The organism is Streptomyces sp. NPDC012466 (assembly GCF_042955215.1).
Classification (GTDB): Bacteria; Actinomycetota; Actinomycetes; order Streptomycetales; family Streptomycetaceae; genus Streptomyces.
In genome coordinates this window covers 991,600-1,013,617 of record NZ_JBIBEQ010000001.1, presented here as the reverse complement: position 1 = coordinate 1,013,617, position 22,018 = coordinate 991,600, and the positions used below count along the sequence as shown (strand labels likewise).

Genomic DNA, 22,018 nt, shown 5'->3' with positions numbered 1-22,018 from the left:
CACGTCGAGCGCGGCCTCGGTCTCGCTGTCGATGACCGCCATCCGCAAGCGGAAGTCGCATGCCCCGTTGGCCAGTTCCCCACCACCGTGACCGCGGCGGGCCCGCCCGAGGGCCCGCGGTCGGGCGCTGTCGGCAAGGGACCGTCGGGGGCCGGGCTGCTCGCGGGTGTCATCGGGACCGCCCGCCGGTCGCGGCCGTCAAATTGACGGTCGGAGCGTACGTGCGCTTCGGCGGGATCGGCCGGGCGGCTGGCGGGGAGGTGGTGGGCGGTGCGGAGCGCTGCGTCGTCCGGCCGGCGGCGGCCTGGGCGAGCCGGCTGCGGCGCTCCTGGAGTCCGTTGGGCCGGACGGGGCGCGGCGGGCCGGCCGAGAGGGACGGCTCGAGGCGGATGTCGGCCTGCACGGTGTAGCCGTGGCGGCGCAGGTCGTGGACGGCTTGGCGGGTGCGGCGGACTCCGTCGCGCTCGGGCTCGCTGAGCCGGTACAGGCCGGGTTCTCCGGGAACGGGCTCGAACTGCTCGCGCTCCAGGTACCAGTGGGCGAGGTGCGCGGGCAGGGCGGCGGTGAAAGAGGCCACGAAGCCGTGTTCCTCGTGGTCGCCGAAGGCGAAGTGGGTGCCGGGTCGCAAGGGGGCGGTGCTCTCCTCGGGCGTGGGGCGGAAGGGTCAGGGGCCGCGGTGCGCGGGCCGGGCCGCGGTGAGGGGGCGGGCTGGCGCAGTGACGGGCAGGGCCGGGCGACGATGGGGTGCGCTGATGCGGGCCTGACGAAAGGACGTTTCGCCGTCGGCGGGCCACGTCTCGATGGCCGGCCACGCGTGTGCTCGGCGCTCCTGCTTCGGCACGGAAGGGCGGTGTGCGCCCACCGGTACTGCTCGCCCGAGGCGATCGCGACGATCCCGGACTCCCGGCTGTGCGACAGGACGATCTGCGCCTCAGCCACGGACCAGGTTTTCGCCACCGCACAGGACGGCGCGCAGGCTGCGGCCGTACGCCCAGGCGTGCTCCCGGGCAGCTGCCTCCAGCCGGTCGTATCCGACCTGGGCCGTCATCTGCCCGTCCCACTTGCGGTACCTGTACACGGGTACTGGCAGCAGGATGCCGGGGGCGAGAGCGGTGACGCCGAGGGCCGCGCAGTAGTCCTCGCCCTGGACGAGGCCGCCCATCGGAGCGGCGCGCACGAGGTCGGTGCGGGCGAGGATCGTGGTCGGCCCGATGGGGATGGTGTCCGCAGGCGACTTCCAGTACGTCCACACGTCACCGGCCTCATGCCGGCCGGGCGGCGTGGGGCAGCGCCACAGGGTGGTCGAGCCGTCGGGGTGCTGGTCCTCGCTCCAGCCGGCGCACCAGCCGACTCTCGTCGACTCCAGGGTGTTCAGCCGTACGGCCATCGCATCGTTGGGGAACAGGTCATCGTCGTCGGCCCAGTTGGTGTACGGGGTGCGTACGTGAGCGAGGGCCAGGTTCCTGGCGCAGGCGGCGCCGACCGGACGGGGCAGCGCCAGCGTGCGAACGCGCGGGTCCTGGGCGAGCGGAGCCGGCAGACGGTCGGGCGAAGCACCGTCGAGCGCGATCACGGCCTCCCACGGCACGGACTGCCGGGTGAGGCTGGCGTGCATGGCGGTCAGGTAGTCCAGCCGGTCTTCGCGCAGGCGGCTTGCGATGACGACGGTGATCAGGGGCGTGGTGTACGGGGGCAGAGAAGGCTCCGGGAAGACGAGGGGGAACTAGCGTCGGGCGGCGGGGCGCGGGGCGCCGGCCTTCGCCGGGGCTGCGGCAGGAGCGCTCTGGGGCTGCCTGCCGCGCGATGCCCGCATGGCGGGCGGGGAGTCGAGGGCGGACCAGGCCGCCGGGTGGTCGTTGAAGGCGGTGCGCGGGTCGGTGGACCAGCTCACGATCGGGCCGATGTCCTCGTGCAGGAGGCTGATCACCTCGACGCCCTCCTTGTGCAGGACGTACCCCCACTGCACGTCCTGCTCGTCGGCGGTCGTGTCGGTGACCGACATGCGTACCGGGGATGAGCCGTCCGGGGTGATCAGGTGATCGAGGGTTCGGCTGGGCCAGTGCTCGCCGCCGGTCAGCGCGGTCACGAGTGCGGGCGGGGCGTCGTCGAGGAGATCGGTGCCGAGTTCGTCCCAGCCGACGGCGACGTCGTCGATGAGGTGCCGGGACATGGCCTCGATGTTGCGTCCGAACTTGTACTGGTAGGCGGCCAGGAGCAAGGGGAGGTGGTGGCTGGGCACGCCGTCGAGCTGGATGTGGATGCCCGTGTATCCCGTACCGCGGGCGGGGCGGGCGATGAAGGAGCGTGTGGACAGGGGATTCTCCGGAGGAACGGGGTGCGGGGGAGATTCGGCGACAGTCACGGTGGCGCGCGGGGGCGTCTACGCGCGGTCGGACCAGGACGGGACCGGAGGGCCGGAGGCGTCGGTACGCGCGCAGGTGTAGCCGATCAGGCGGGAGGGCTCGGCCTTCGCGGGGACGGTGGCGGCGTCGTTGCACACGAACGTGTAGCGGATGGAGGTGCGGGGCACGTCGTGGAGCCAGGCCCGGTCGTCCTTGCCGGGGTTGATCTGCAGGCCGGAGTGCGCGACGGAGTCGGTCTGGGTGTGCGTGTGGGAGAGAAGGATCAGCGCGCCGCCGTCTGCCGTCTTGAGGGCGTAGGCGTCGTTGTAGCGGTTGTCGGCTCCGTCGAAGACGGTGGTGCCCTGGTTACCGAAGCGGGTGCCGGTCTCGTCGTGGACCTTGATCTGCTGCTTGCTGGCCTTGGTCGGCGCGAAGACCTTACTTCCGCTGTTCGTGCCTCCGGTGGCGAAGTTGTCCAGCACGGCAGTACGCAGAACGTCGGCGTCGGCGGCCAGGTGCTTGTTGTCGTTGGCGGCGACGGCCGTCGCGTATCCCTCACGGTCGAGGGCGACGTCGGGCAGCTTCTGGCTGTCGAGGTCAACGACGGACACCATCTCCCAGCGCTCGTGCTGGGGCCGTTCGGCGAACACGGCCAGTCGCGAGGGGGCCTTGCCCTTCTCGCTGGAGAGCGCGGCAGCGAACCAGCCTTCCTGCCCGTCGGCCAGGCGCGGGATGTACAGCTTGGCGCTGGTGATGTCGTAGGACCACGCCTTGTACGGCTTGCGGTCCTTGGCGGGAAGCCCTTCGGTCTCGGTGTAGTCCGAGAGGGACATCGCGTACAGCGGCCCGTCCTCGACCGTGTCGAGCAGGCGCCGGTCCCGTTCGGCGTTGGCCTCGTTGTTGATCTCGGAATAGCGGGTGATGACGTCACGGGCCTGGGCGATGCTGAGAGCGGGCACGAGCTTCGGGGCGGTGCTGGCGCTGGGCGTCTGCCGGGCCTGGGCGGGGCCGTCTTCGCCGGAGCAGCCGGTGACGGCCAAGGCGAGGCAGGCGGCGCCGACGAACAGCGGGAGGGTACGGCGGGCGGTGCGGATGGAGGCTCCAAGGGTTCGCAGAGGGGAAGGAATCAGGGCGTGCGCCTGGCGGTTGGGGCGGCTTTCGGCGATGCCGGCGGGAGGGCCCGTGGCGGAAGGGACGACGCATTGGCCGGGATAGAGGGCAGTCGCGGTGCCGGCGCGAGCGGAGTGAGGGCCCGCATGCGGTCCTCGGCCACATGCAGGACCTCTGCGAGGTTGCGGATCTCGGCGGCGGCGTCGGCGAGGTCGTAGGACAGGTCGAAGCCGTCGTCCTCCTCGGCTTCCTTGGCCTTCTCCCCGGCTGCTTCGAAGAACTCGCCGAGCTGCGCCAGCAGGCCGTCGGAGGGTTCCAGGATCTGGTGCAGCAGGGCAGCGGCATCCGCATGTGACTCGGCTCCGTTGAGCCGGTCGGTCAGATCGCGCAGCGCGTCGCCGTAGACGTACACGGGGCCACGGTGTGCTGTGCCGGGGACATCCCGGGGCTCGGGCGGGGGTGCCGGTTGGGCTGGGTGCACGTGTGGGCTTTCGTGGGGCAAGACGGGGTGCGGTAGCAGCCCGAGCTGGGCGAGGCGGAGGTCGATCGCCTCGATCAGGGATTGGGCGCTGCCGCCGTGGCGGGCTTCGGGCCGCTGGGGAGCACCGGGGTCGTCGGAGGGAGCTGAGTCGTAGAGGACCTCGAACAGCGTCTGGTCGTCGGGGTGCTCGCGAGTCGCGATCCAGCCCTCCGGGTCTCCGGGCGGTCGCTCGGAGGACGGTTCCTGCGGCGGACTGATGACCAGGTAGCTCTCGTCGGGGAGCGAGACGCGCACGTTGTAGGTGCTGAGGCCGAACTCGATGTCGCACTGCAGTCCGCGTGCCCGCAGCGGCGTGATGACGTGTGCGTGGCGACGCCACAGCTCCTGCCACCACGGCGTGTTCACGTTGCGGTGGTCGGGAATCGGCGCGAGGGGAGCTGTGCGGGCATCTGAGGTGTTCGCTTCGTCAGCGGCCACGGCTTCTCCTGCGGGACGCTGGTGTCCGACGGGGCAGAGGTGTCCGGCGAGCGAGGTCGGCTTCCGACTTCGGACCCGGAGTGAGGTCGACTGCGTACTCGTCGTAGACAGCGATCAGGTCATGTTCCGACTGGGCTTCGCGGTCGACGGTCTGCGCCATGAGGTCGTCGTGATCGGCCTGACACTGCTGGTAGTCGGCCCAGTCGGCGTCACCGAAGTGTGCGGGGCAGTTCAGGGGGCTCCTTGCGGTCATGATCAGGTTCGGGGGCTATCGGTGGCGACCGCTCGGCCCGGGTGGTGGAGGCGCCGGGCTTTGCTGCGGGGGAGATGGGCGGAAGAAGCGGTGGATGTCGAGGTGGTCGTTGAGTTCTTTGACTGCGTCGCGGAGTGAGTCCGAGGATCGGCGCAGGTAGGCGCGTGCTGTGGCGTGGTCGATGACCATCCGGCTCTCCGAGTGCTGCCGGTCGGTCGGGCCTGCGGAGCGGGGCAGGGAGAGGGCGATCTCCGCTGTCTTGGCGAAGGCGGGTACGGCGTGGCTCGATATGGTGGCGGCCGTCGCGAGGTGGGCGAGGACGGCGGTGCCGACGCGGGTGGTGCTGTGGCTGCGGCGGGCGAAGTCGGCTGTCAGCTGGAGGATGTCGCGGGAGAGGGCCTGTGCCTCGGCGGCGTGCTGCAGCAGTTCGGCGCAGGACGGCGTGGCGGGCCCTCGGCCTCGTCGTCCAGCAGGTGTGTCTGCTCGGCGGCGGAGTGGAGTCTGGACTGCAGGGCGTCAAGAGAGTCGATCAGGTGGAGAGTGGCGTTGCGGGGTATCAGCTCGCGACGTGAGTCGGAACTCACGGGCTCCTGCTTTCAGTGCATGCGGGCGTCGGTGTCGAAGAGCGCCAGTTCGTGGCTGTGCAGGAGGTGCTGCACGATGAAGGATCGTCCGGCGACCTTCCAGAGGCCGCGCCCTCGGTTGAGGTGCGCGATGGCGTCCATCTCGACGGAGGTCAGGCCGAGCAGGGAGGCCGCGGCGTGGAGCTGGTCGGTCTCCTGGCGGTAGATGATCCGGGTGCTGCAGTCGGCGAGGAGGCCCTCGGCCAGGGCCCGGCCCTGTGATCCGGCGTCGCCGGCGGTGAGCAGGTCGGACAGCCGGTGGATCACCATGAGGTTGGCGATGCCGAGGCCGCGGGAGAGCTTCCACTGGGCCTGCATCCGCTGAAGCAGGCCGACGTGCCGCATCAGGCGCCATGCCTCGTCGTACACGATCCAGCGCCGGCCGCCGCTGGGATCGGAGAGGGCGGATTCCATCCAGGCGCTCGCGCAGGTCATCGCCAGGACGAGGGCGGTGTCGTCCCCGGAGCCGCCGAGGCGGGACAGGTCGATGGTGAGCATCGGCGCGTTCGGATCGAATGCGACGGTGGAGGGGGCGTCGAACATGCCGGCCAGGTCGCCGTGGACCAGGCGCCGCATGGCGTGGGCCAGGTCTCGCGCTGCGTCGCCGAGTTGGCCCGACATCATCCCGGCGGCCTCGTCGAGCTCGTGGGGGTTGTTGAGGGCGGCGGCGACGTCGCCGAGGAGCGGGGTGCGGTGCGTGTCGGCGGCGCGGGTGACGACGACGTCGAGGGCGACGTCCAGGGCGGTGTGCTCCATGGGCATCAGGTCCCGGCCCAGGATGGTGCGTGCAAGGGAGCCGAGCAGGAGCAGGCGCCGCTTGCGGATCTCGCCGACCCAGTCGGCCTCGGCCACGCTCTCCGGGCGCGGGGCCGCGTCCAGAGGGTTCAGGCGTCCGGGCAGTCCGGGCCCGAGGGCGACGGACCGGCCGCCGAGGGCTTCGGCCACCGGAGTCCACTCGCCCTTCGGGTCGCACGGGACGTAGACGCGGTATCCGAAGGCGACCGATCGCAGCGCGAAGGACTTGGCGAGGGCGCTCTTGCCCTGGCCGATCACGCCGGCGAGCAACAGGTTGGGGTTGGTGAATCCCTCGACTTTGCCGTACAGAGCGAACGGGTCGAAGACGAATGATGCTTCGGCGTGGACGTCGCGGCCGATGTAGATGCCCTCGGCGCCGAGTCCGCCTTCGGCGAGGAAGGGATAGGCGCCGGCCGCGACCGCGGTGGTCATGCGGTGGGCGGGCAGCTTCAGCCGGTTCCCGCGAGAGGAGGCGGGCCCGGGGCGTCCGCTCGGTGGGTAGTGCGGGGCGGGCAGCTGGTGCTCGGCGGGCGTGCTTTCGCTCTGGTGGGCGCTGGCTTCGGCGCGGGCTTTGGCGGTGGCCTCGGCGAGCTGGCGGCGGGCGGCCTTGCGGCTGGCGCGGTCGGTGCCGTGGGGGGTGAACAGCGGGCTGGCGGACGCGCGGCGGGCGCGACGGGCGGGCCGGTGGCTCATCGGGGGCCCTCGATTCTGCGGGTGGTGCTCATCGCACGCAGGCCGTGGTGTGCGGGCGGAGGTCGGTGGGGGTGGTCTTGCGGCGGACTACGTGTCCGGCGGTGAGGTGGCGTTGGCAGATCGTCAGCACGGGCGGGCCCTCGGGAAGCCGTTCTGGATGGCAGGCGCTTGTCTCGGCGTCGGCCTGGGGTGTGCCGGGCAGCAGGTGGAAGGCGGCGTGGACTTCGCTGGTGGCCTGCCAGAGCCTGGTGTGGGCGGTTGCCAGGTGACGTCCGGCGGCCGGGCGAGGGGGCCGGGTGTTGTCGGCGAGCCGGTCCAGAAGCTGGAGCAGAGCGGTGAGGTGGGCGTGCAGCACGTCAAGGTGCAGACGATCTCCGGGCTTGGGCGGGTCCGCGTCCGACGGCGCTAGGGTCCGTGCGTGGTGGCGGATGCCGGCGCTCGCGGCGCGGAGGTAGGGGTGCGCGTCGTCGGGGCGCGTAGGAGAGGTCAAAGGTGGTGGTCCTTCCTGCCGGTAGGCAGGGTGGTGAGGGGCGCCCCGTCGCGGGTGATCCGGAGTGCGGTGGGTCGGGGTGCGCACGGGCGCTGTTGGTTCACAAGGCGGTGCGGGCGAGCGGGAGCGCGGAGAGGGCGAAGGCGTCGGGCTGCTGGTAGTTGAGCCGTCGGAGGTCGACGCCAGAGGTGACGGCGTGGGTCTCGATCTGTGCGCAGGCGGCGTCCAGGAGGGCGTCGGTCTCGGCGGTGACGGTGACCAGGCCGGTCAGTGCTACATCCGCGTGCCCGGCGATGAGCTGGCGTTCGCGGGTTTTGACGTCGGCGTACTCGACGGAGTCCTCTTCGGAATCGACCTGTCCGCGGCGTGCGCGTTCGTTGGCGTCGGCGATGATCGCGGCCTTCTTGCGCTGGACGTCCCGCAGTGCGGACTCGAGCCCCTGCGGCACGTATATAAGGGAGAGGCTGCGGCGCACGCCGGCCGTGAACATCAGCCCGTGCAGGAACCCGGCCCCCATCTCGGTCCTCGGCCAGTTCTCCACCCAGTACGTCGCGTGCCGTGCGCTGTCGGTGGCGAGGCGGTCGTACTCCTCGAACTGGACGACGGGACCGGCGGCTGCGGGGTCGGCTTCGGCGCGGCCGGTCTCGGACCACTGCTGGAGCGCGGCGAGGGCCTTCGGGTCGTAGGCGGTGCGAATGACGGCGGCGATTTCCCGTGCGCTCAGCCAGCCGGTGACCTGGAGACCTGCGTTGCGGGCGGCCTGCGCGATGGACGCGGTGGTCTGCTCCATGACGGTGAACGCCCCGGGCAGCCCTCCGCCGGCCTGGTTGATCAGGCGCCGGGCGGCCTTCATGTCGAGGGAGATGGCGAGGTAGGTCTCGTGCGGGGCGGCGGCAGGGCCGGCAGAGGAGACCAGCTCGGAGTAGATCTGTCCGGCGATGGGGGTCTGGGGCTGCCCGTTGTGGGTCCAGTGGCGGGTGAGGGTGTCGCCCGAGTCGGGGACGGTGCGTTCCAGCACCTGCACGGTGGCGATGTGCCCGGTGCGGGCGATGCCCGCGAGCGCGCGTCCCCAGCTGCTCACGTTGTGGTTCTGGGTGGCGGGGTCGAGGAGGGCGAAGGCGCGGCTGGTGACGCGGGCGATGGCGGTCAGGGTTTGCTGGTGCGGGTCGTGGACGGCTGCGGCGCCGTTGGCGGAGTTGCCGGGGGTGACCACCTTGAGGGATGCGGCGGTGCCGGGCAGATGGAGGACGCCGTCCTGCCGGGGCCGGGTGACGGGCCGAGCGAGCCAGAGGGTCTGGCCGGTGCGGCGACGGTGCGCATACCGGGTGACGATCGGCGCCCAGTCGATCAGGGAGCGGCCGTGCCGACGGATCGCGACGAGTGCCCCGGATGCCGCCCACAGCGGTGCCAGGGCGACGGCGCCGAGAAGCCCGGTGGAGATCACCGTCATCAGCAGCAGGGCCAGCATGCAGGAGACGAGTACGAGTTGAGGCAGGGAGAGGCCGAGGAGGATGCCGCGGCGGCTCCGGTGCGGGAACTTCACCGTGACCGGGGCGACGGAAAGATCAGTCAAGGGGCGGGTCCTGGAGGCGCGGGTGGAACCCGGGGGCGGGAGGGCGCCTGCACATCCTGCCCCCGGGAGTCGGTCAGGGAATCAGAGGCCGGTCGGAGGCGGCGGGGGTCCGCTCGCCCCGCTGGACGGGGTGTTCTGCGTGCCGGAGGACGGCGGTGCGCCCTGCGGCGGCGGGGTTGTGGTCGGCGGAGTGGACTGCCATCCGCCGCTCTGCCCAGACGCGGCACTCGCACCGGATCCGCCAGGCCCCGGGCTGCCGCCCACCTGGCCGCTGGTGTCGTCGGACACGCTCGTCGGCGCGGGCTGGACGGCCTTCTCCAAGCCGGACTTGACCGCGTCGCCGCCGGGCGAGGCACCCGTTCCGCCGCTCTGCGATCCCTCCTTGCCCTCGCCGCCTCCGCCGGTCGGGTTGGCGGCGATGTCGCCAGGGAAACCGCCTCCGGCAGCAGCCTCACTGCCCAGCGCTGCGGCGCCTGCTCCGGCGGCAGCGCCACCGGTTCCGGCGGTGGCCGCAGCGGCGGCGGTCTTACGGGCGGCCTTCTCGGCGTGAGCCTTGGCCATCTGGGCCCCAGCGCCACCGGCCCGGTGGATGGACTCGCCGTCGGTGCCGTCGGCTGCCCAGTGCACGAACTTGAAGACGGCGTACGGGCACAGCAACACCAGAATCATGATCACGATGCCGGACATCACGTCGGCCAGAGCGGCGATACCATCGCCGGCCTCGGTCTTGCCCATGGCGGCGATACCGAGCACGAAGATCACGGTCATCAGCAGCTTGGAGACGACGAGGGTGGCGGTGGCTTCGATCCAGCCCCTGCGCCAGCGGCGCGCGACCTCCCAGCCACCGCCGGCGGAGGCGAAGACGGCCAGGGTGACCATGACGAGGATGCCGACCTTGCGGACCATCATCACGCACCAGTAGAGGAACGCGCCGATGGCGGCGCCGAGACCGGCGACTGCCGCCACGAGCCAGCCCAGTGCGGACAGGCCCGGGATCTGGCCGACCTTCACGATGCGGCGCACAGCCGACTCGATGTTCAGGTTCGCTGTCTTGAACAGGCCGGCGGACAGGGCGTCGACCACTTCGACGGCGACCGTAGTCAGGGCGATGGCGCAGAAGGCGAACAGGACGCCCGACATGGTGCCGGTGAACGCTTGTGTCAGGGCTTGTCCGTCGCGCCTGACGGCGGCTCGGACCAGCTGCGCGCAGAACGTCGCGACCAGCAGAACCAGGCCCAGCGGCAGCAACATTTCATAGTTGTCCCGGAACCACCCGGCGTTCAGGTCGACCTTGGTGGTGGTGTTGACTGCCTCGGCCGCCAGGTCGGCTGCGGCGGCTGCCAGTTCACCGGCGGACTTCGCCATCCAGTCGCCCATGGCCTTGGCGGGGTCCGAGGCGAAGTCGACCGCGTCACCGACGGCGCACAGCTTGTCTGCCAGGGGGAAATCACAGAAACCCACGGGGAGTTACTCCTCCATTCTTGTGTCAGGCGCGGGTCACTGCGTGACGCTCGGTGCGATGGCGGCCAGGGTGCAGTCGTGGTGCGGGCGGCACTGGACGGCGAGGGTCACGGCCCGTTCCTCGGCCCCTCCGCCGCCCTTCTTCCAGCTGAGCGTCTGTTTGCCGTTGACGGTGACGACGTAGATGTACGCCTCGGTGATCGCGGACGGGTCGTCGGCCAGGGCCGCCTTGAAGGCGGACGGGTAGTGGCCCTCGGTGACGCTGGCGGTGGCGTGCTGGTCCTGGTCGGCCATCCGCGACCACAGCACTGGATCGGGAACCTGGCCGGAGACCGAGGCCCAGTCGGCGTACTTGGTCTCCGTGGTCATCCAGGCGCGCATGCCGGCGAGCTGCTGGTCGCGGCTGGTGTCGCGGGTGTCGTAGGACCACAGCATTCGGGCCGCAGCCTTGGCGTAGGCGACCGGCTCGGCGATCTGCGGAGGCTTGGGCACCGACCCCGATCCGGAGGAAGGCTTCGGGGCGGCCTCGGTGGAGGACGGGCTGACAGCCGGGGCGGGCGCGGCGGTGCCCGGGGCCTGGTGGCCGTTCCCGCCACCGGTCAGCAGGGCGACGACCCCGGCGATGGCGAGCAGGACGGCGACGACGCAGGCGACGATCGCTATGCGCCGGTTGGCCGACCAGCCCGAGCCGTACGAGGACAGCGAAAAGGAGGGGGATCGTTTCCGCATCAGTGGACCTGCGACCCCAGGCCGGAGAAGAAGGCCACGATTCCGTTCGCGGCACCCAACCCGAGGGCAGCACCGGCGGCCACGACCGCGCCCTTCTTACCGTTGGCCTCGGCCTGGTGACCACCGGTGTGGTGACCCCAGGCCCATACGCCGAGCGAGACGGCGAGGGCGCCGACGACGGCGATGATCCCGAACATGTTGATGCTGTTGACGACGTTCTTCAGCACACTCAGCCCGGGCAATCCGCCGCCTTTGGGTGAGATTCCTGGGTCGTAGGCGAGCTGGATGACGCGGTCTGCGAGAGGGACGGACATAAGTGTGGCAGGGCTCCTTGCGTACGCGGGCCAGGCGAGGGCCGGCGGTAAAGGGGAAAACGGAGGGGGAGGTGCGCTCGGAGCGCGGAAGTGGCCGCGGCGGCGACCCGCCCGGACCGGCGTCGGGCAGAGGCGGGGAGAGGCCACTCCTTGGGCCAGGGCGCGGCTTCGAAGCCGCTTTTTCGGCTCGGGGCCCGCGAGGGCTGCCGGGGCGTTCTACTTCGGGAGCGACGGCTTCGGCGCCGGGTTCGACTCGTACGGGTTGGCGCAGTCGTAGATCATGTATCCGCGGATCTTCTTGCCGTCGGACTTCCGGGTCACCGTGCCGTGGGTGTACCAGGTCTTCTCTGCGCGCTTGTACGCGAACTGGTTATAGGTGACCTTGTCGTGCCGGTAGGCGATGCCCACGACGGTGGACTTCTTCGAAGGGTCCTTGCGGACCTTGACTGCCTTGCACGAGATCGTCGTGTGGCCGGTTTCGTACGCCTGGGCTGTGGAGGCGCTGGCTAGGCCGCCGGCCGCCACTGCGAGGCCGATCGAGCTGGCCGCGAGGGCGCGCCGGACGCGGGAGTGGATTGTCACGTGGATGCTCCGGGGTGTTGGGGGATAGGGAGTGGGCCGTCGGCTCGTCCTGCTGGGCGGCCGTCGGCGAAGCGGTCGAGAGTGATGGGGAGTCGGCCACCGAGCCCAGCTATCGGGCAGACCGCCGGTGAGGTCCTGGTGACGGCGGCTCGCGGGCCTGCGGGCTGACCGGGATCAGATGACGCGGCGAGCGGCGAGGATCGTCCAGTCCTTGATCGGGGTGATCCGGACCGGCTTGGTGGTGCGCGGCGCCTCGATCACGAGGCCCTCGCCCATGTACATGCCGACATGCTCGGGCCGTGCGGCGGTGCCCCGGCTGAAGATCAGGTCCCCGGGCTCAAGTTGGGAGGGCGAGACCGCCTTGCCCTCGTTGACCTGCGTGTACGTGGTGCGGGTGAGCGTGACGCCGGCATGCGCGTACGCCTGCTGCATCAGGCTGGAGCAGTCGCACCGGCCCATGGGGTCGGGGCCGTGCGAGTTCGTGCAGGAGCCGCCCCACTGGTAGAGCGTGCCGAGCTGCTGCATCGCCCACGTGATGGCCTTACGGGCCCGCGGATGGGCGTCCTTGGGGATCGAGTAGCCCTTCGGGACGCTTCCCTCGGGGATGCGGCCGAAGCCGGAACCGTCCTGGCCCGGCGCGCAGCCGGTCGTACTGGTCGACGGCTTCTTGTCCTGGTCTGTGTCCTTGCCGTCCGCGTCACCGCCGCCGGGGAAGGTCTTGGCGATGGCGGCCTGCAGCGCGGTGGCGAGCTCTTCCCACTGCGCGTACGCGTCTGGCAGACCGGACTTCTGCACGGCTTGGGCGGCCTGGGTGACGGTCATCTGCTGCCACCCGCTCACTTTGAGCAAGTGCTTGTAGAACTGCTCGCTCGCGTAGGTGGGGTCGCGGATCTGCTCAGCGCTGCCCCAGCCCTGGGAAGGGCGCTGCTGGAAGAGGCCGAGGGAGTCGCGGTCGCCGTAGGCGAGGTTGCGCAGTCGGCTCTCCTGCATCGCCGTGGCGAGCGCGATGATCTGTCCCTTCTTGGGGACGTCAAGGGAGAGGCCGGCGGCCACGATCGTCTGGGCGTTGGGGACCTGCTCGGCGGGCAGGTCCAGGCCCTCGACGTGCACGTCCTTGCCGGAGGCGCCGTCGAGGATCTTGGTGACCTGTTCGGCGACCTTGTCGCTGTCGATGTCGCTCAGGCAGCTGCTGAAGGAGCCGCTGCTCTGCACGGCGTCGGCCGAGGAGGCCAGCATCATGCCGGTGCCGGCGATCAAGATCGGGGACAGGAAGACGACGCCGATGCCGGCGGCGAGCCCCTTCAATCCGAGCGGACCGCTCGCCGGTCAGCGGTTTCGGGCATGGGTGGGTAGCGAGACATCATGAGCGTGTCCTTGGGGGTGCGGTGTCCGGCGTACCGCGTGCGCGAGGCGTCTCGGAAGGGCGCGGCAGCCGGGGTGGGCGATCGGGACGGGCCGGTGCGGGGCGAGTTGCCGCTCGCTCCGCGTGGCCGGGCCGTGAGCTAGGTGTGCCGGGGCAAGGGGTACCTCCGTGAGGTGTGGCAGGGGAGTGGCCAGCGGCGGTGTGCGCCGGGCGGTTCAAAAACAGTAGGCGCGGATCGGCGGTTGACCAAAAAGTCGGCGTGAGGTGCCGGAAACCGATACCTCGACAGGGCACTTCTTGGTCGTCGGCGGTTTCGCCTCTACAGTTTTTGGACTCCCCCTCGCCCTCCTCGGTCTGCGGCCCTGGGATTCTGCATGCCCACTTCCGGCCCGCGAGGACTCCTGCGCGAGGCGACTATTTCCCTCCGCCTTTCCGCACCCGAATCGGGGTTCCCCTTTGCCTTTTTCCCTTCACCAGGGCGACGCTCTGGCCGTTCTCTCCGGCCTTCCGGACGGCTGCGTCGACTCCGTCATCACCGACCCGCCGTACAACAGCGGAGGGCGGACCGCGAAGGAGCGCACCACGCGCTCCGCGAAGCAGAAGTACACCTCCGCCGACGCCAAGAACGACCTCGCCGACTTCACCGGCGAGAACATGGACCAGAGGTCCTACTCGTTCTGGCTGACGCAGATCATGACCGAGGCTCACCGCCTTACCAAGACCGGCGGGACGGCCCTGCTGTTCACCGACTGGCGCCAGCTCCCGACGACGACGGACGCGATCCAGGCGGCCGGATGGCTGTGGCGCGGTGTCCTGGCCTGGCACAAGCCGCAGGCCAGGCCCCAGAAGGGCCGGTTCACCCAGAACTGCGAGTTCATCGTCTGGGCCAGCAAGGGGCCGATCGACGGCTCCCGCAACCCCGTCTATCTGCCTGGCATGTACTCGGCTTCGCAGCCCTCTGGCGCGAAGCGCCAGCACATCACGCAGAAGCCGGTCGAGGTGATGCGCGAGCTGGTCAAGATCAGCCCCGAGGGCGGCACGGTCCTCGACTTCTGCGCCGGCTCCGGCTCCACGGGCGTGGCCGCCCTGCTGGAAGGCCGGGACTTCATCGGCGTGGAGAAGACCGAGCACTACGCGTCGATCGCGGCCGACCGGCTCACCGAGACGATCCGCGCAACCCTCACGCAGGACGACCTGGTTCTCACAGCCTGAGCCGCGTCCTTGCCCGTCGCCAAGGCGACCAGCTCCCAGGCGTAGCCGTCGGCGAATATCGCCGGAGGAACGTGCAATCCGCTGACGGCGCCGCGCGAGTGCGCCCCCGCACTTCCCTCATTCCGCGTCTCGTAGGAGGCCGAACTCCTCAATGCCCGAATCCGCAAAACCTGCCGACGATGGAGAGATGGAGCCGATTCGTATTCCGGATCCGCAGCTGGAGGGAATCGAGGCGAGCGTGCGGCGGCTCATGGAGCAGTCGGCGCAACAGGCTCAGCAGCTCGACCACCTCGCGTCCGCCCCGTCGCCGAGTGGATCACCGTTCGCCGCGTTCGGCATGCCGGGACTCGACGGCCCGCCGGCCGCCGCTCCACCGGAGCCCCGCCCGATCCTGGAACTGGACGGAGAGGAACGCGAGGACGAACTCGACGCCCTGTCCGACTGGGTCGACGACTTCTTCCTCCCGGTCTACGGGGCCGAGGTCACCACCGCGGCGCCCTGGTGCCTGCAGTGGCAGGAGCACGACGACGTCGTGGCCTGGCTCCATGCCTTGTGGCTCGCCTACCAGCAGCACAAGGATCCCGAAGCCGGGCTCTCCGGCCTGTTCGTGTGGCACCGAGACTTCCTCACCCACGCCGTCGCGGCGATCCGCGCACCGGGCGGCCCGCTCTCGGCCTGCATGACCTCTCCCGACCGGCCCGCACACCGTCTCCTGCCCGGTCCGCCGCCGTCCGTACGGACGGAGACGGAGGCCACGGCGGAAGCCGCTGACCAGGACGAGCCGGCGTCATGACCGCGGGACAGGGACAGCCCGCCTTCGGACTGAGCTTCGATCCGCGCGCGCTGACCGATCTCCTCCAGGCCCCCAGCGACATACGTGACCTCACCCTTGCCTACCTGCAGGAAGTCGTGAACGCGCAGCGCTTCGGGCTGCGCCTCGACGGTGACCTGGAGGGCTGTCGAAAGCTGTTCGTGGACTCCCGCAAGGACTGGCGCGTCGTCTACGCCGTCCGGCCGGCGCCCGCGGAGTCCGCCCACCACAAGGAGATCCACGTCGTCGCGATCCGGCCCCGCGCGGGCAACGACGTCTACGACGAGGTCGGCCGCCGTTTGGGCATGACTCGCCGGCCGCTGAGCGCCCGCACCCACGCGGCACGCTCCCGTTCCCCGCAACTGGCCGCCCGCGCGCCCGTGCCCCGGCCCGGTCCGCCGCCCACTGCGCCACCGGGTCTGCCCCGTCCCGCACCGAACCCCGCGCACCATCCCACTCGCTGAACGCACGGAGCGTCGCCAATGCCCCCTGAACCCGCGCCGGCACCCTCCCGGCGTGCGGTCTCCCCGCTCGACCATCGCCTCGAAGCCGCCACCGGGCACGACATCGACACCCTGTGGGCCTACCGCGACCGCGGCGTCCTCGACGAGCAGCACGCCCAACTGGTCGACCGGCACCGGAAGCTGGCCAAGACCCAGACTGGCGTCATCTTCCACCTGCGCCGAAGCTGCAGCAGCGTCCGTCGCGCCCGACGCGCAGCAGCTCTCGACTGACGACCAGGCGGCGCTGCTCGCCATTGCCGGCGGCGCCAAGCTCTACGAACACCTTCTGACCGGTCGGATGTCCGTCACAGCCACCTCCGGCACCCGCATCTCCCACGCCAAGCTACGGCGGCTGGAGGACGCCGGCCTGGTCGCGCGGGACACCGGTCACCCCGCACACGCCGGCCAGCCGGTCGCGCCCGCCGACGCCGGACGAGCCGCGCTTTTCGCCGCCCGCCGGGCCCCCATGACGCAGACGCCGAAGGTCCCAGCTTGCCCCGGCACATCGCCGTCAACTCCGGCGCAGCACCGCTGAACTCCACCGAAAGGCCCCTTGTTGTCTCCCACCGAACCGGCGCCGGTCCGGAAGTCCATCCCCCAAGTCGACTTCGATCTGGACGACCTCGACGCCGACGAGGAGAGGTACTTCGACTTCTACCGCAAGGTCGGCGTCCACGAGGACATGCTCGTCCCCCTCGCCGAACATCACGACGGTCCGCACAGCTACTACGTCCTGTTCGACCGCACCGCGACCTGGGGACACCCTGGCATGCCCCAGGTGCTCGCCGTGCATCTGCAACGGGACTACGAGAAGCGGACGTTCAGCTTCGAGAAGGCCCCGCTGCCGCTGCCCGCGATGGCGCAGTCCTGGCTCATCCACCGCGGCTGCCCGCACGAGGCCATCGGCCTCGACCCCGAGCTGGGCCCGCCGCCGGCTGACGAGGCCACGCGAGCACTGGAGCGACGCCTCGCCGGCGACGGCGACCACTACGCCATGGGCTACTCCTACACCAGCGACGACCCGGACGACATGGTCATCGTCGTGGCCCTGCGCGTCCTGGACGAACGCGCCCCGTCGCCGTTCCGCGTTGTGGTCGAAGAGGTCGACACCGACACCTGGACGCACACCCTGCGCGAGGGCGGCTTCGACACGGTCGACGAGGCCCTGCAGTGGTGCGACGACCGGCTCACCGGAGAGGCCGGCCCTCTCCCTCCGGTCCGCCCTGCAGCCGCTGCCAGCCGCCCGGCCGGTGTGGCGAAGGCCCCTGCCCCGCGCCCGCCAGGCCGTTCGCGCTAAGCGCTCAGCCCGACGCGGGCGGCGCAACATAGCCGACGATCGCCGGTTAGCCAAACCGGCGATTCTCCGGACTCTTATACAGCCGCCGGGACAATCCCCGCGGCGCCCTTCCACACATTCCCCACGCCTTCACGGAGGCTTCTTCCGCATGCGCTCCACGCGAATTGCCATATCCGCGGCGATGCTCGGCGCACTCGCGCTGCCGGTGCTGTCCGCCACCACCGGCAGCGCCGCGACCGTACCCACCGCAGCAACCGCCGCCAGCTGCCACAACCTGCCGCCGCTCCCGTACACGGTGCACGCCAAGGCCGTGACCATCCGGTCCAAGGCCAGCTCGAAGTCCACGGCGCTCGGCGTGCTCTACAAGAGCCACAAGTTCACCGTTCACAAGAAGAGCGGCAACTGGGTCTACATCACGGACAAGACGACCGGCGTCAAGGGCTGGGTCTCTGGTACGTACGTCTACCGCGACGTCCGCATGTGCCTGGACTAAACGCACTTCAACACGTCCCGGCAAGCGGCTCATCGCCGAGCACGGGACCCCTCATATTCCCTACGCATCGGCCTATCCAGAACAGGAGGTCCCCATTGTCCGACGGCATGTCCGAGGATTCTGCGGATGCCGTGGGCGTGCTCACCGAACGGATCGAAGCGCGCTTCGGCATGGGCATGGACCAGTTGAAGGCCGCGGTCGCCGCCGCGCCGACCGCGAATCCCGACGCCACCGACGTCGTCAAGTGGCACAACCTTCTCGTCGAGGCTCAGTCCGTGCTGGAGCGCGCGGAGGACGACCTCCTCGCCGCACTGCAGACCCAGCCCAGCGAGGTCGACGACCCGACGATGGGCCTCGCCCACAGGGTGAACGCGGCCGTCACTGCCCGCGACGGCCGGGCCATGGTGGTGCGATGGCTCCTCGACCCGAACGCCCCGGGGAAGAAGGACCTCGCCGCAGAGCGCCTCGCCCGCCTTCGGCCCCGCACCGGGCCTGCGGTGCAGACCAGCGCCCCCAACCGGCCCGCGGGTTCAACCGCACCGGCGACGGCGTGGCGGTCGGCAAGGGCCGCCCGATGAGCCGGGACAAGGCCACCACGATGGACGCCGACCTGCAGAAGGTCTTCGGTAAGCCGGTCCTCGAGCTGTACGAGACGGCTGCCGACCACGATGCCTCGCCCGCGCTCGCCCGGGCCCTGGAACTGCGGTCCTTCCTGGCGCTCACCGAGGAGCAGGTCGCCCGCGTCCGCGACCGCGTCCACGCCGACATGGATCCGGACCGCAACCTGGGCGAACTGTCGGCGGACAAGCTCCGCTTCGACGCGCAGTGGCTGGACGCGGCACTGGAGGCCCGCGACGCCTACCGCGCCGCCCCCGGCGAGCTGCTGCGCACCCTGCCCCCGCCCGCACAGCAGGCCCGGCCTGTACGAACGGCTCAGCTCAGGGCCACCGCAACCCTGCCCCCGTCTGCCGCCCCGGCACTCCAGCGTGCCGGGGCGGCCCGGGCCCGCCGACCGTGAAAGCCCCCGATTGCCCCACCCCACGTCCACCGACATAGCTGGACGGATCGAGGTCCTGTACGGCGCACCGCTTGCCGACCTCGAAGCTCACGCCCAGGACCAGCCGCCCGGCATGCTCTGCGCCCTGCTCGGCATGCACGACGACCTTGCCCTCGCCGAGCGCAGCATCGACTTCCACCGCGACCACCTCGCCCGGCTCATCCACCCTGAACGGCAGATCGGCCCGCACGAGGTCTCCCACCTCCTCGACGGGACCCGCCGGCTCGCCGAAGCCGTCGCCGTCCGCGAGGTCCAGGCCAAATCGGTCGCCGCCGTCCTGCAGAGCCTGGCCCGCGTCCCGGCCCCGACGCCTGTCCCGCCAGCTCCCTCGCAGCCTGCTCCGGCTCCGCCTCTTGCGGCGCCGAGTCCGGCGCACAGCCGCTGACGAGCAGGCGATCCCCCCTTTCATTCACCCAGGAGTTCCTCCCTTGGCCGTCACCGCTCTGCCCCCTGACACCGACGCCGACATCGCCCGGGTCACCGAGGCCCTCGCCATGATCACCCCGCGCTGGAGCGTGAGGATCCTCTTGGCCCTCTCCGGCCCGCCGCTGCGCTACAGCGAGCTGGCGGCCAAGGTGTCCTGGCTGCAGAACGGCCAGCTCCACCCCAAACTCAAGGCGCTGTGCGACGCCGGACTCGTCGAACGCACCGAACACACCGCACGGCACGTGACCTACGGCCACACTGAACGTGGCGTTGCCCTGCTGCCGGTCCTACCGATGATTGTTACCTGGGCCGAGGAACACCTGGAGAAGGCGGACCGCTCGCTGGCCGCGATCGAGCAGATCGAGGACAGCCTCACCCTGCTCACCCGGCGCCATGCCGCAGCCATCCTGTGGGTGCTGAAGTCCCGTGAGGAAGTCAGCGGCCGGGCTTTGGCTCGAATCGTGATGCCCAGCAGCGACTGGACCAATATCTATCCGCCTCTGCGGCAGCTCGTCTTCGACGGCCTGGTTGACACCGACGGCATGGGCCGGCCCTACCGGCTGTCCGCGGCCGGCGATGGCCTGGGCCCCGTGCTCGGCGCCCTGTCCGCGTGGGCCGCCGGGCAGCCCCTCGACCAGGCAGCCCGGCACCCGGTCTGGGGGCACCCGCAGGCGAAACCCGCGCCGAGGCCGTGGATCAGCAGCCAGTCTCGGCCGGCCCCCACGGCGCTCCCACCCGCTCGGACACCCCATTCCCCTCCGGCCTGGCACAACGGGGATCTCTTCTCGCACGCTGCGATCGCCCGCCCGAAGGCAGCCGTCCCGGCGGGAGGCCCGCGCCGATGAGCACCCCCTTTATCTCTGCCGAAGCGCAGCGCGCTGTCGAACTGCTTGCCTCGCGGCCCTTGGTCCGCCTGGTCACCGAGATCGACGACAACGGCGCCATACCGCCGCGACGGCTGGCCGGCACCCTGTCCGACCTCTCCACGCACCAACTGCGCAGCGCATCCGACACGGCCCGCGCCCACGGTCTCATCCGGATCGCGCCCGGCACCGGTCTGGAACTGACCGAGGCTGGGATGGAGTTGGCCAGCCTGTACGACGCGATGGCCCGCTGGGCCCGGCGTCACGCCGTCCCGGCCCCCGTCTGCGAGTTCAGCAGCCGCATTCGGCACGTCCTTGCCCTGTTGGCACCATCGCTCATCACCGAGCGCGCCGACGGAGCGGAGGCGGGCCTGGCCCGTCTCCGCACGCTCCTGATCCAGTGGCTGGCCGACAACCTCCAGGTGGCCAGGGTGTCCGAACCTGAGCCGGTCGCGTGAGCGAAGCGGTCACACCCCGGCACGCACGCCACACCGGCGGGCTGATACGCAGCATCTATCTACCGCGCACGACGGACGCGTTGGCGTTCGCGATGTCCACCTACGGCATCCCGCTGCTCGTCCTGGCCACGACGCGCTCCGCCGCGCTGACGGGCGCAGCCTTCGCCCTGGAGTGGATACCGCGGCTGGCTGCGTTCGGGTGGGCCGGATCGGTTGTCGACAAGCGCGGTGCTGCGGTGGTCTTCCACCTGGCCTCCCTGGGGCGGGCGCTGGCCCTCGCCGCCGGCGCGGTCCTGCTCCACCTCCACGCGTCCGGCACCGTGGCGAGCGCGACCGTGATGGTGCTGGCGGCGACGACCGGCGTGCTCACCGAGTTCAGCTATATCGCGGCCGAGACCGCGGGCGCTGCCGCCGGCCGCCGAGCAGGACGGCGGGCCCACCGTGTCCAGGCCGTCCTGCTCGGCATCGACCAGACGGCGACCCTGGCCGGTCCGGCGCTCGCCGGGGTGCTCCTGCTTGCCGGTCCGCCGTTGATGCTCGCGGTGATCACCGTGCTCTCGTTGCTTGCCGCGCTGCTTGCCCTGCGCACTCCGCACTCGCCCGTGGCACCGGCCCGTGCGCCGAAGGGGAGGTCCGGGGCCGGACTGCTCACCGGGTGGCGCACCATCCGCTCGCTTCCCGCGCTCGGCTGGCTCGTGACCGGGCTGACCCTGTCCAACCTGGCCACCGGCCTTCTTCAAGCGGCCGGTCCCGTGATCGTCGTCAAGCACTTCGGGCAGTCCACCACCGCTGTCGGCCTCGTCTGGTCCGCCGCTGCCGCAGCGACGCTCCTCAGCGTCACGCTCTGCCGGTTCGCGCTCGACCGCCTCGGCCTGTGGCCGGTCGGCGCCGCCTGCGCCGCCCTCGCCTCGCTCGGCTGTCTCGCCGCTGCCCAGGCTCCCGACTACCGGTCCTACCTGGTCCTGGTCGCGGTCCTCATGGCGGGCGAAGGCGGCATGACGGTCGTCCTGCGCACGCTGCGCTCCCGCCTGATCCCTCCGGAGAAGTTCGGCAGCACCCTGTCGGCGACCATCCTCATCCTCCTGCTGCCCTTCCCCGTCGCCGGCGTGCTCACCGCGCTCACTCCGCCCGATGCGCTGGGCCACGTCATCACCGTCTGTGCCGCGCTGCAGGCCCTCGGTCTGTTCTGCGCCTTCGCCCGCCTGCGAACCGATCCCGCCCTGCGCACCTGACCCTGCTGCGCCCCCAGCCTGTGGAGAACTTCATGTCCATTGCCGCCCTTGGATCGCACCGCGCGACTGGTCGCTCCATCACCGAGCAGTTCCACGCCTTCGACGCCCACAACCCGCACGTCTACCGGGCCCTGGAACGCATGGTCGCTCGCCGACTGGCCGCCGGCGCAACCCGGGTCAGCTTGAAGGACCTGTTCGAGGACCTGCGCCGCCAGCTCCCTCATGGGGTCGCCGGGCTTAACAACAACTACACCGCCCTCTACGCCCGCCGCCTGATCGGCGAACACCCTCACTGGGCTGCGGCGTTCGAGCTGCGCCGCCGCCGTGCCGCCTGAGACACCCCTCTCTTCCCTCGTCCCGCGTCCACCGATTCGGAGAAC

General features: G+C 70.9%; 27 protein-coding genes. 14 read left to right on the top strand and 13 right to left on the bottom strand.

The genetic code is table 11. The features are described 5' to 3' along the window. Nucleotides 1-169: 169 nt before the first annotated feature. The 13 genes from ACFY9E_RS04595 to ACFY9E_RS04535 form a co-directional block, all read right to left on the bottom strand. Entirely contained in the window at nucleotides 170-628 is a 459-nt protein-coding gene (locus ACFY9E_RS04595; RefSeq protein WP_390979247.1) for a hypothetical protein, read from the bottom strand. A gap of 303 nt (nucleotides 629-931) precedes the next feature. Then, entirely contained in the window at nucleotides 932-1,675 is a 744-nt protein-coding gene (locus ACFY9E_RS04590; protein ID WP_390980301.1) for a glycosyltransferase, read from the bottom strand. A gap of 48 nt (nucleotides 1,676-1,723) precedes the next feature. Next, nucleotides 1,724-2,239 carry a hypothetical protein gene (locus tag ACFY9E_RS04585; RefSeq protein ID WP_390980299.1) on the bottom strand — a complete coding sequence of 172 codons (516 nt, stop codon included), beginning with the start codon at nucleotides 2,237-2,239 and terminating at the stop codon, nucleotides 1,724-1,726. A gap of 141 nt (nucleotides 2,240-2,380) precedes the next feature. Further along, nucleotides 2,381-3,382: a hypothetical protein gene (locus tag ACFY9E_RS04580; protein ID WP_390979245.1), complete on the bottom strand. Its 1,002-nt coding sequence runs from the start codon at nucleotides 3,380-3,382 to the stop codon at nucleotides 2,381-2,383. A gap of 86 nt (nucleotides 3,383-3,468) precedes the next feature. Continuing rightward, on the bottom strand, nucleotides 3,469-4,410 hold the full coding sequence (locus ACFY9E_RS04575; RefSeq protein WP_390979243.1) for a hypothetical protein: 942 nt from the start codon (nucleotides 4,408-4,410) through the stop codon (nucleotides 3,469-3,471). 849 nt (nucleotides 4,411-5,259) lie between these two features. Next, entirely contained in the window at nucleotides 5,260-6,774 is a 1,515-nt protein-coding gene (locus ACFY9E_RS04570) for a VirB4 family type IV secretion system protein (protein WP_390979241.1), read from the bottom strand. Nucleotides 6,775-6,802: 28 nt separating this feature from the next. Further along, nucleotides 6,803-7,264 (bottom strand): DUF6238 family protein, encoded by a 462-nt coding sequence (locus ACFY9E_RS04565; protein WP_390979239.1) that lies wholly within the window; start codon nucleotides 7,262-7,264, stop codon nucleotides 6,803-6,805. A gap of 100 nt (nucleotides 7,265-7,364) precedes the next feature. After that, nucleotides 7,365-8,837: an SCO6880 family protein gene (locus ACFY9E_RS04560; RefSeq protein WP_390979237.1), complete on the bottom strand. Its 1,473-nt coding sequence runs from the start codon at nucleotides 8,835-8,837 to the stop codon at nucleotides 7,365-7,367. Between the two features lie 81 nt (nucleotides 8,838-8,918). Beyond that, a complete protein-coding gene (locus tag ACFY9E_RS04555; RefSeq protein ID WP_356041039.1) occupies nucleotides 8,919-10,298 on the bottom strand; it encodes an ATP-binding protein in 1,380 nt (459 codons plus the stop codon). Between the two features lie 36 nt (nucleotides 10,299-10,334). Beyond that, complete coding sequence (locus ACFY9E_RS04550) at nucleotides 10,335-11,027, bottom strand: hypothetical protein (RefSeq protein WP_390979235.1); 693 nt, start codon at nucleotides 11,025-11,027, stop codon at nucleotides 10,335-10,337. Continuing rightward, nucleotides 11,027-11,341: a DUF6112 family protein gene (locus tag ACFY9E_RS04545; RefSeq protein WP_011031268.1), complete on the bottom strand. Its 315-nt coding sequence runs from the start codon at nucleotides 11,339-11,341 to the stop codon at nucleotides 11,027-11,029. Before ACFY9E_RS04545 ends, ACFY9E_RS04550 begins: the two co-directional genes overlap by 1 nt. 216 nt (nucleotides 11,342-11,557) lie before the next feature. Continuing rightward, the gene (locus ACFY9E_RS04540) at nucleotides 11,558-11,923 is read right to left on the bottom strand and encodes a hypothetical protein (protein WP_388325593.1); all 366 of its coding nucleotides are present in this window, start codon (nucleotides 11,921-11,923) and stop codon (nucleotides 11,558-11,560) included. 174 nt (nucleotides 11,924-12,097) lie between these two features. Then, nucleotides 12,098-13,228 carry an NlpC/P60 family protein gene (locus tag ACFY9E_RS04535; protein WP_390979233.1) on the bottom strand — a complete coding sequence of 377 codons (1,131 nt, stop codon included), beginning with the start codon at nucleotides 13,226-13,228 and terminating at the stop codon, nucleotides 12,098-12,100. 514 nt (nucleotides 13,229-13,742) lie between these two features. Between ACFY9E_RS04535 and ACFY9E_RS04530 the strand changes: the two genes are divergently transcribed. The 14 genes from ACFY9E_RS04530 (at nucleotide 13,743) to ACFY9E_RS04465 (ending at nucleotide 21,973) form a co-directional block, all read left to right on the top strand. Next, nucleotides 13,743-14,498 carry a site-specific DNA-methyltransferase gene (locus ACFY9E_RS04530; RefSeq protein ID WP_031109304.1) on the top strand — a complete coding sequence of 252 codons (756 nt, stop codon included), beginning with the start codon at nucleotides 13,743-13,745 and terminating at the stop codon, nucleotides 14,496-14,498. A gap of 250 nt (nucleotides 14,499-14,748) precedes the next feature. Beyond that, nucleotides 14,749-15,291 (top strand): DUF4913 domain-containing protein, encoded by a 543-nt coding sequence (locus ACFY9E_RS04525; protein ID WP_355720476.1) that lies wholly within the window; start codon nucleotides 14,749-14,751, stop codon nucleotides 15,289-15,291. Then, nucleotides 15,288-15,773, top strand: a complete 486-nt coding sequence (locus tag ACFY9E_RS04520; RefSeq protein WP_020271124.1) for a hypothetical protein — start codon at nucleotides 15,288-15,290, stop codon at nucleotides 15,771-15,773. The genes ACFY9E_RS04525 and ACFY9E_RS04520 overlap by 4 nt, the downstream gene beginning before the upstream one ends. An 18-nt stretch (nucleotides 15,774-15,791) precedes the next feature. After that, the gene (locus ACFY9E_RS04515) at nucleotides 15,792-16,043 is read left to right on the top strand and encodes a hypothetical protein (RefSeq protein WP_388325599.1); all 252 of its coding nucleotides are present in this window, start codon (nucleotides 15,792-15,794) and stop codon (nucleotides 16,041-16,043) included. 67 nt (nucleotides 16,044-16,110) lie between these two features. Continuing rightward, on the top strand, nucleotides 16,111-16,347 hold the full coding sequence (locus ACFY9E_RS04510) for a hypothetical protein (protein ID WP_390979230.1): 237 nt from the start codon (nucleotides 16,111-16,113) through the stop codon (nucleotides 16,345-16,347). An 18-nt stretch (nucleotides 16,348-16,365) separates the two neighbouring features. After that, nucleotides 16,366-17,109: a hypothetical protein gene (locus ACFY9E_RS04505; protein ID WP_390979228.1), complete on the top strand. Its 744-nt coding sequence runs from the start codon at nucleotides 16,366-16,368 to the stop codon at nucleotides 17,107-17,109. 148 nt (nucleotides 17,110-17,257) lie between these two features. After that, nucleotides 17,258-17,602 carry an SH3 domain-containing protein gene (locus tag ACFY9E_RS04500; RefSeq protein ID WP_388325641.1) on the top strand — a complete coding sequence of 115 codons (345 nt, stop codon included), beginning with the start codon at nucleotides 17,258-17,260 and terminating at the stop codon, nucleotides 17,600-17,602. 95 nt (nucleotides 17,603-17,697) lie between these two features. Continuing rightward, the gene (locus ACFY9E_RS04495; protein WP_358651925.1) at nucleotides 17,698-18,180 is read left to right on the top strand and encodes a hypothetical protein; all 483 of its coding nucleotides are present in this window, start codon (nucleotides 17,698-17,700) and stop codon (nucleotides 18,178-18,180) included. After that, complete coding sequence (locus ACFY9E_RS04490) at nucleotides 18,177-18,620, top strand: hypothetical protein (RefSeq protein WP_390979225.1); 444 nt, start codon at nucleotides 18,177-18,179, stop codon at nucleotides 18,618-18,620. The genes ACFY9E_RS04495 and ACFY9E_RS04490 overlap by 4 nt, the downstream gene beginning before the upstream one ends. 10 nt (nucleotides 18,621-18,630) lie before the next feature. Further along, entirely contained in the window at nucleotides 18,631-19,044 is a 414-nt protein-coding gene (locus ACFY9E_RS04485) for a hypothetical protein (protein WP_388325644.1), read from the top strand. A 43-nt stretch (nucleotides 19,045-19,087) separates the two neighbouring features. Then, complete coding sequence (locus ACFY9E_RS04480; RefSeq protein WP_390979223.1) at nucleotides 19,088-19,930, top strand: winged helix-turn-helix transcriptional regulator; 843 nt, start codon at nucleotides 19,088-19,090, stop codon at nucleotides 19,928-19,930. After that, a complete protein-coding gene (locus ACFY9E_RS04475) occupies nucleotides 19,927-20,406 on the top strand; it encodes a regulator (protein WP_388325647.1) in 480 nt (159 codons plus the stop codon). The genes ACFY9E_RS04480 and ACFY9E_RS04475 overlap by 4 nt, the downstream gene beginning before the upstream one ends. Continuing rightward, nucleotides 20,403-21,638: an MFS transporter gene (locus ACFY9E_RS04470; RefSeq protein WP_388244568.1), complete on the top strand. Its 1,236-nt coding sequence runs from the start codon at nucleotides 20,403-20,405 to the stop codon at nucleotides 21,636-21,638. The genes ACFY9E_RS04475 and ACFY9E_RS04470 overlap by 4 nt, the downstream gene beginning before the upstream one ends. A 32-nt stretch (nucleotides 21,639-21,670) precedes the next feature. Continuing rightward, nucleotides 21,671-21,973 (top strand): hypothetical protein, encoded by a 303-nt coding sequence (locus tag ACFY9E_RS04465; protein WP_358651913.1) that lies wholly within the window; start codon nucleotides 21,671-21,673, stop codon nucleotides 21,971-21,973. Nucleotides 21,974-22,018: the final 45 nt, after the last annotated feature.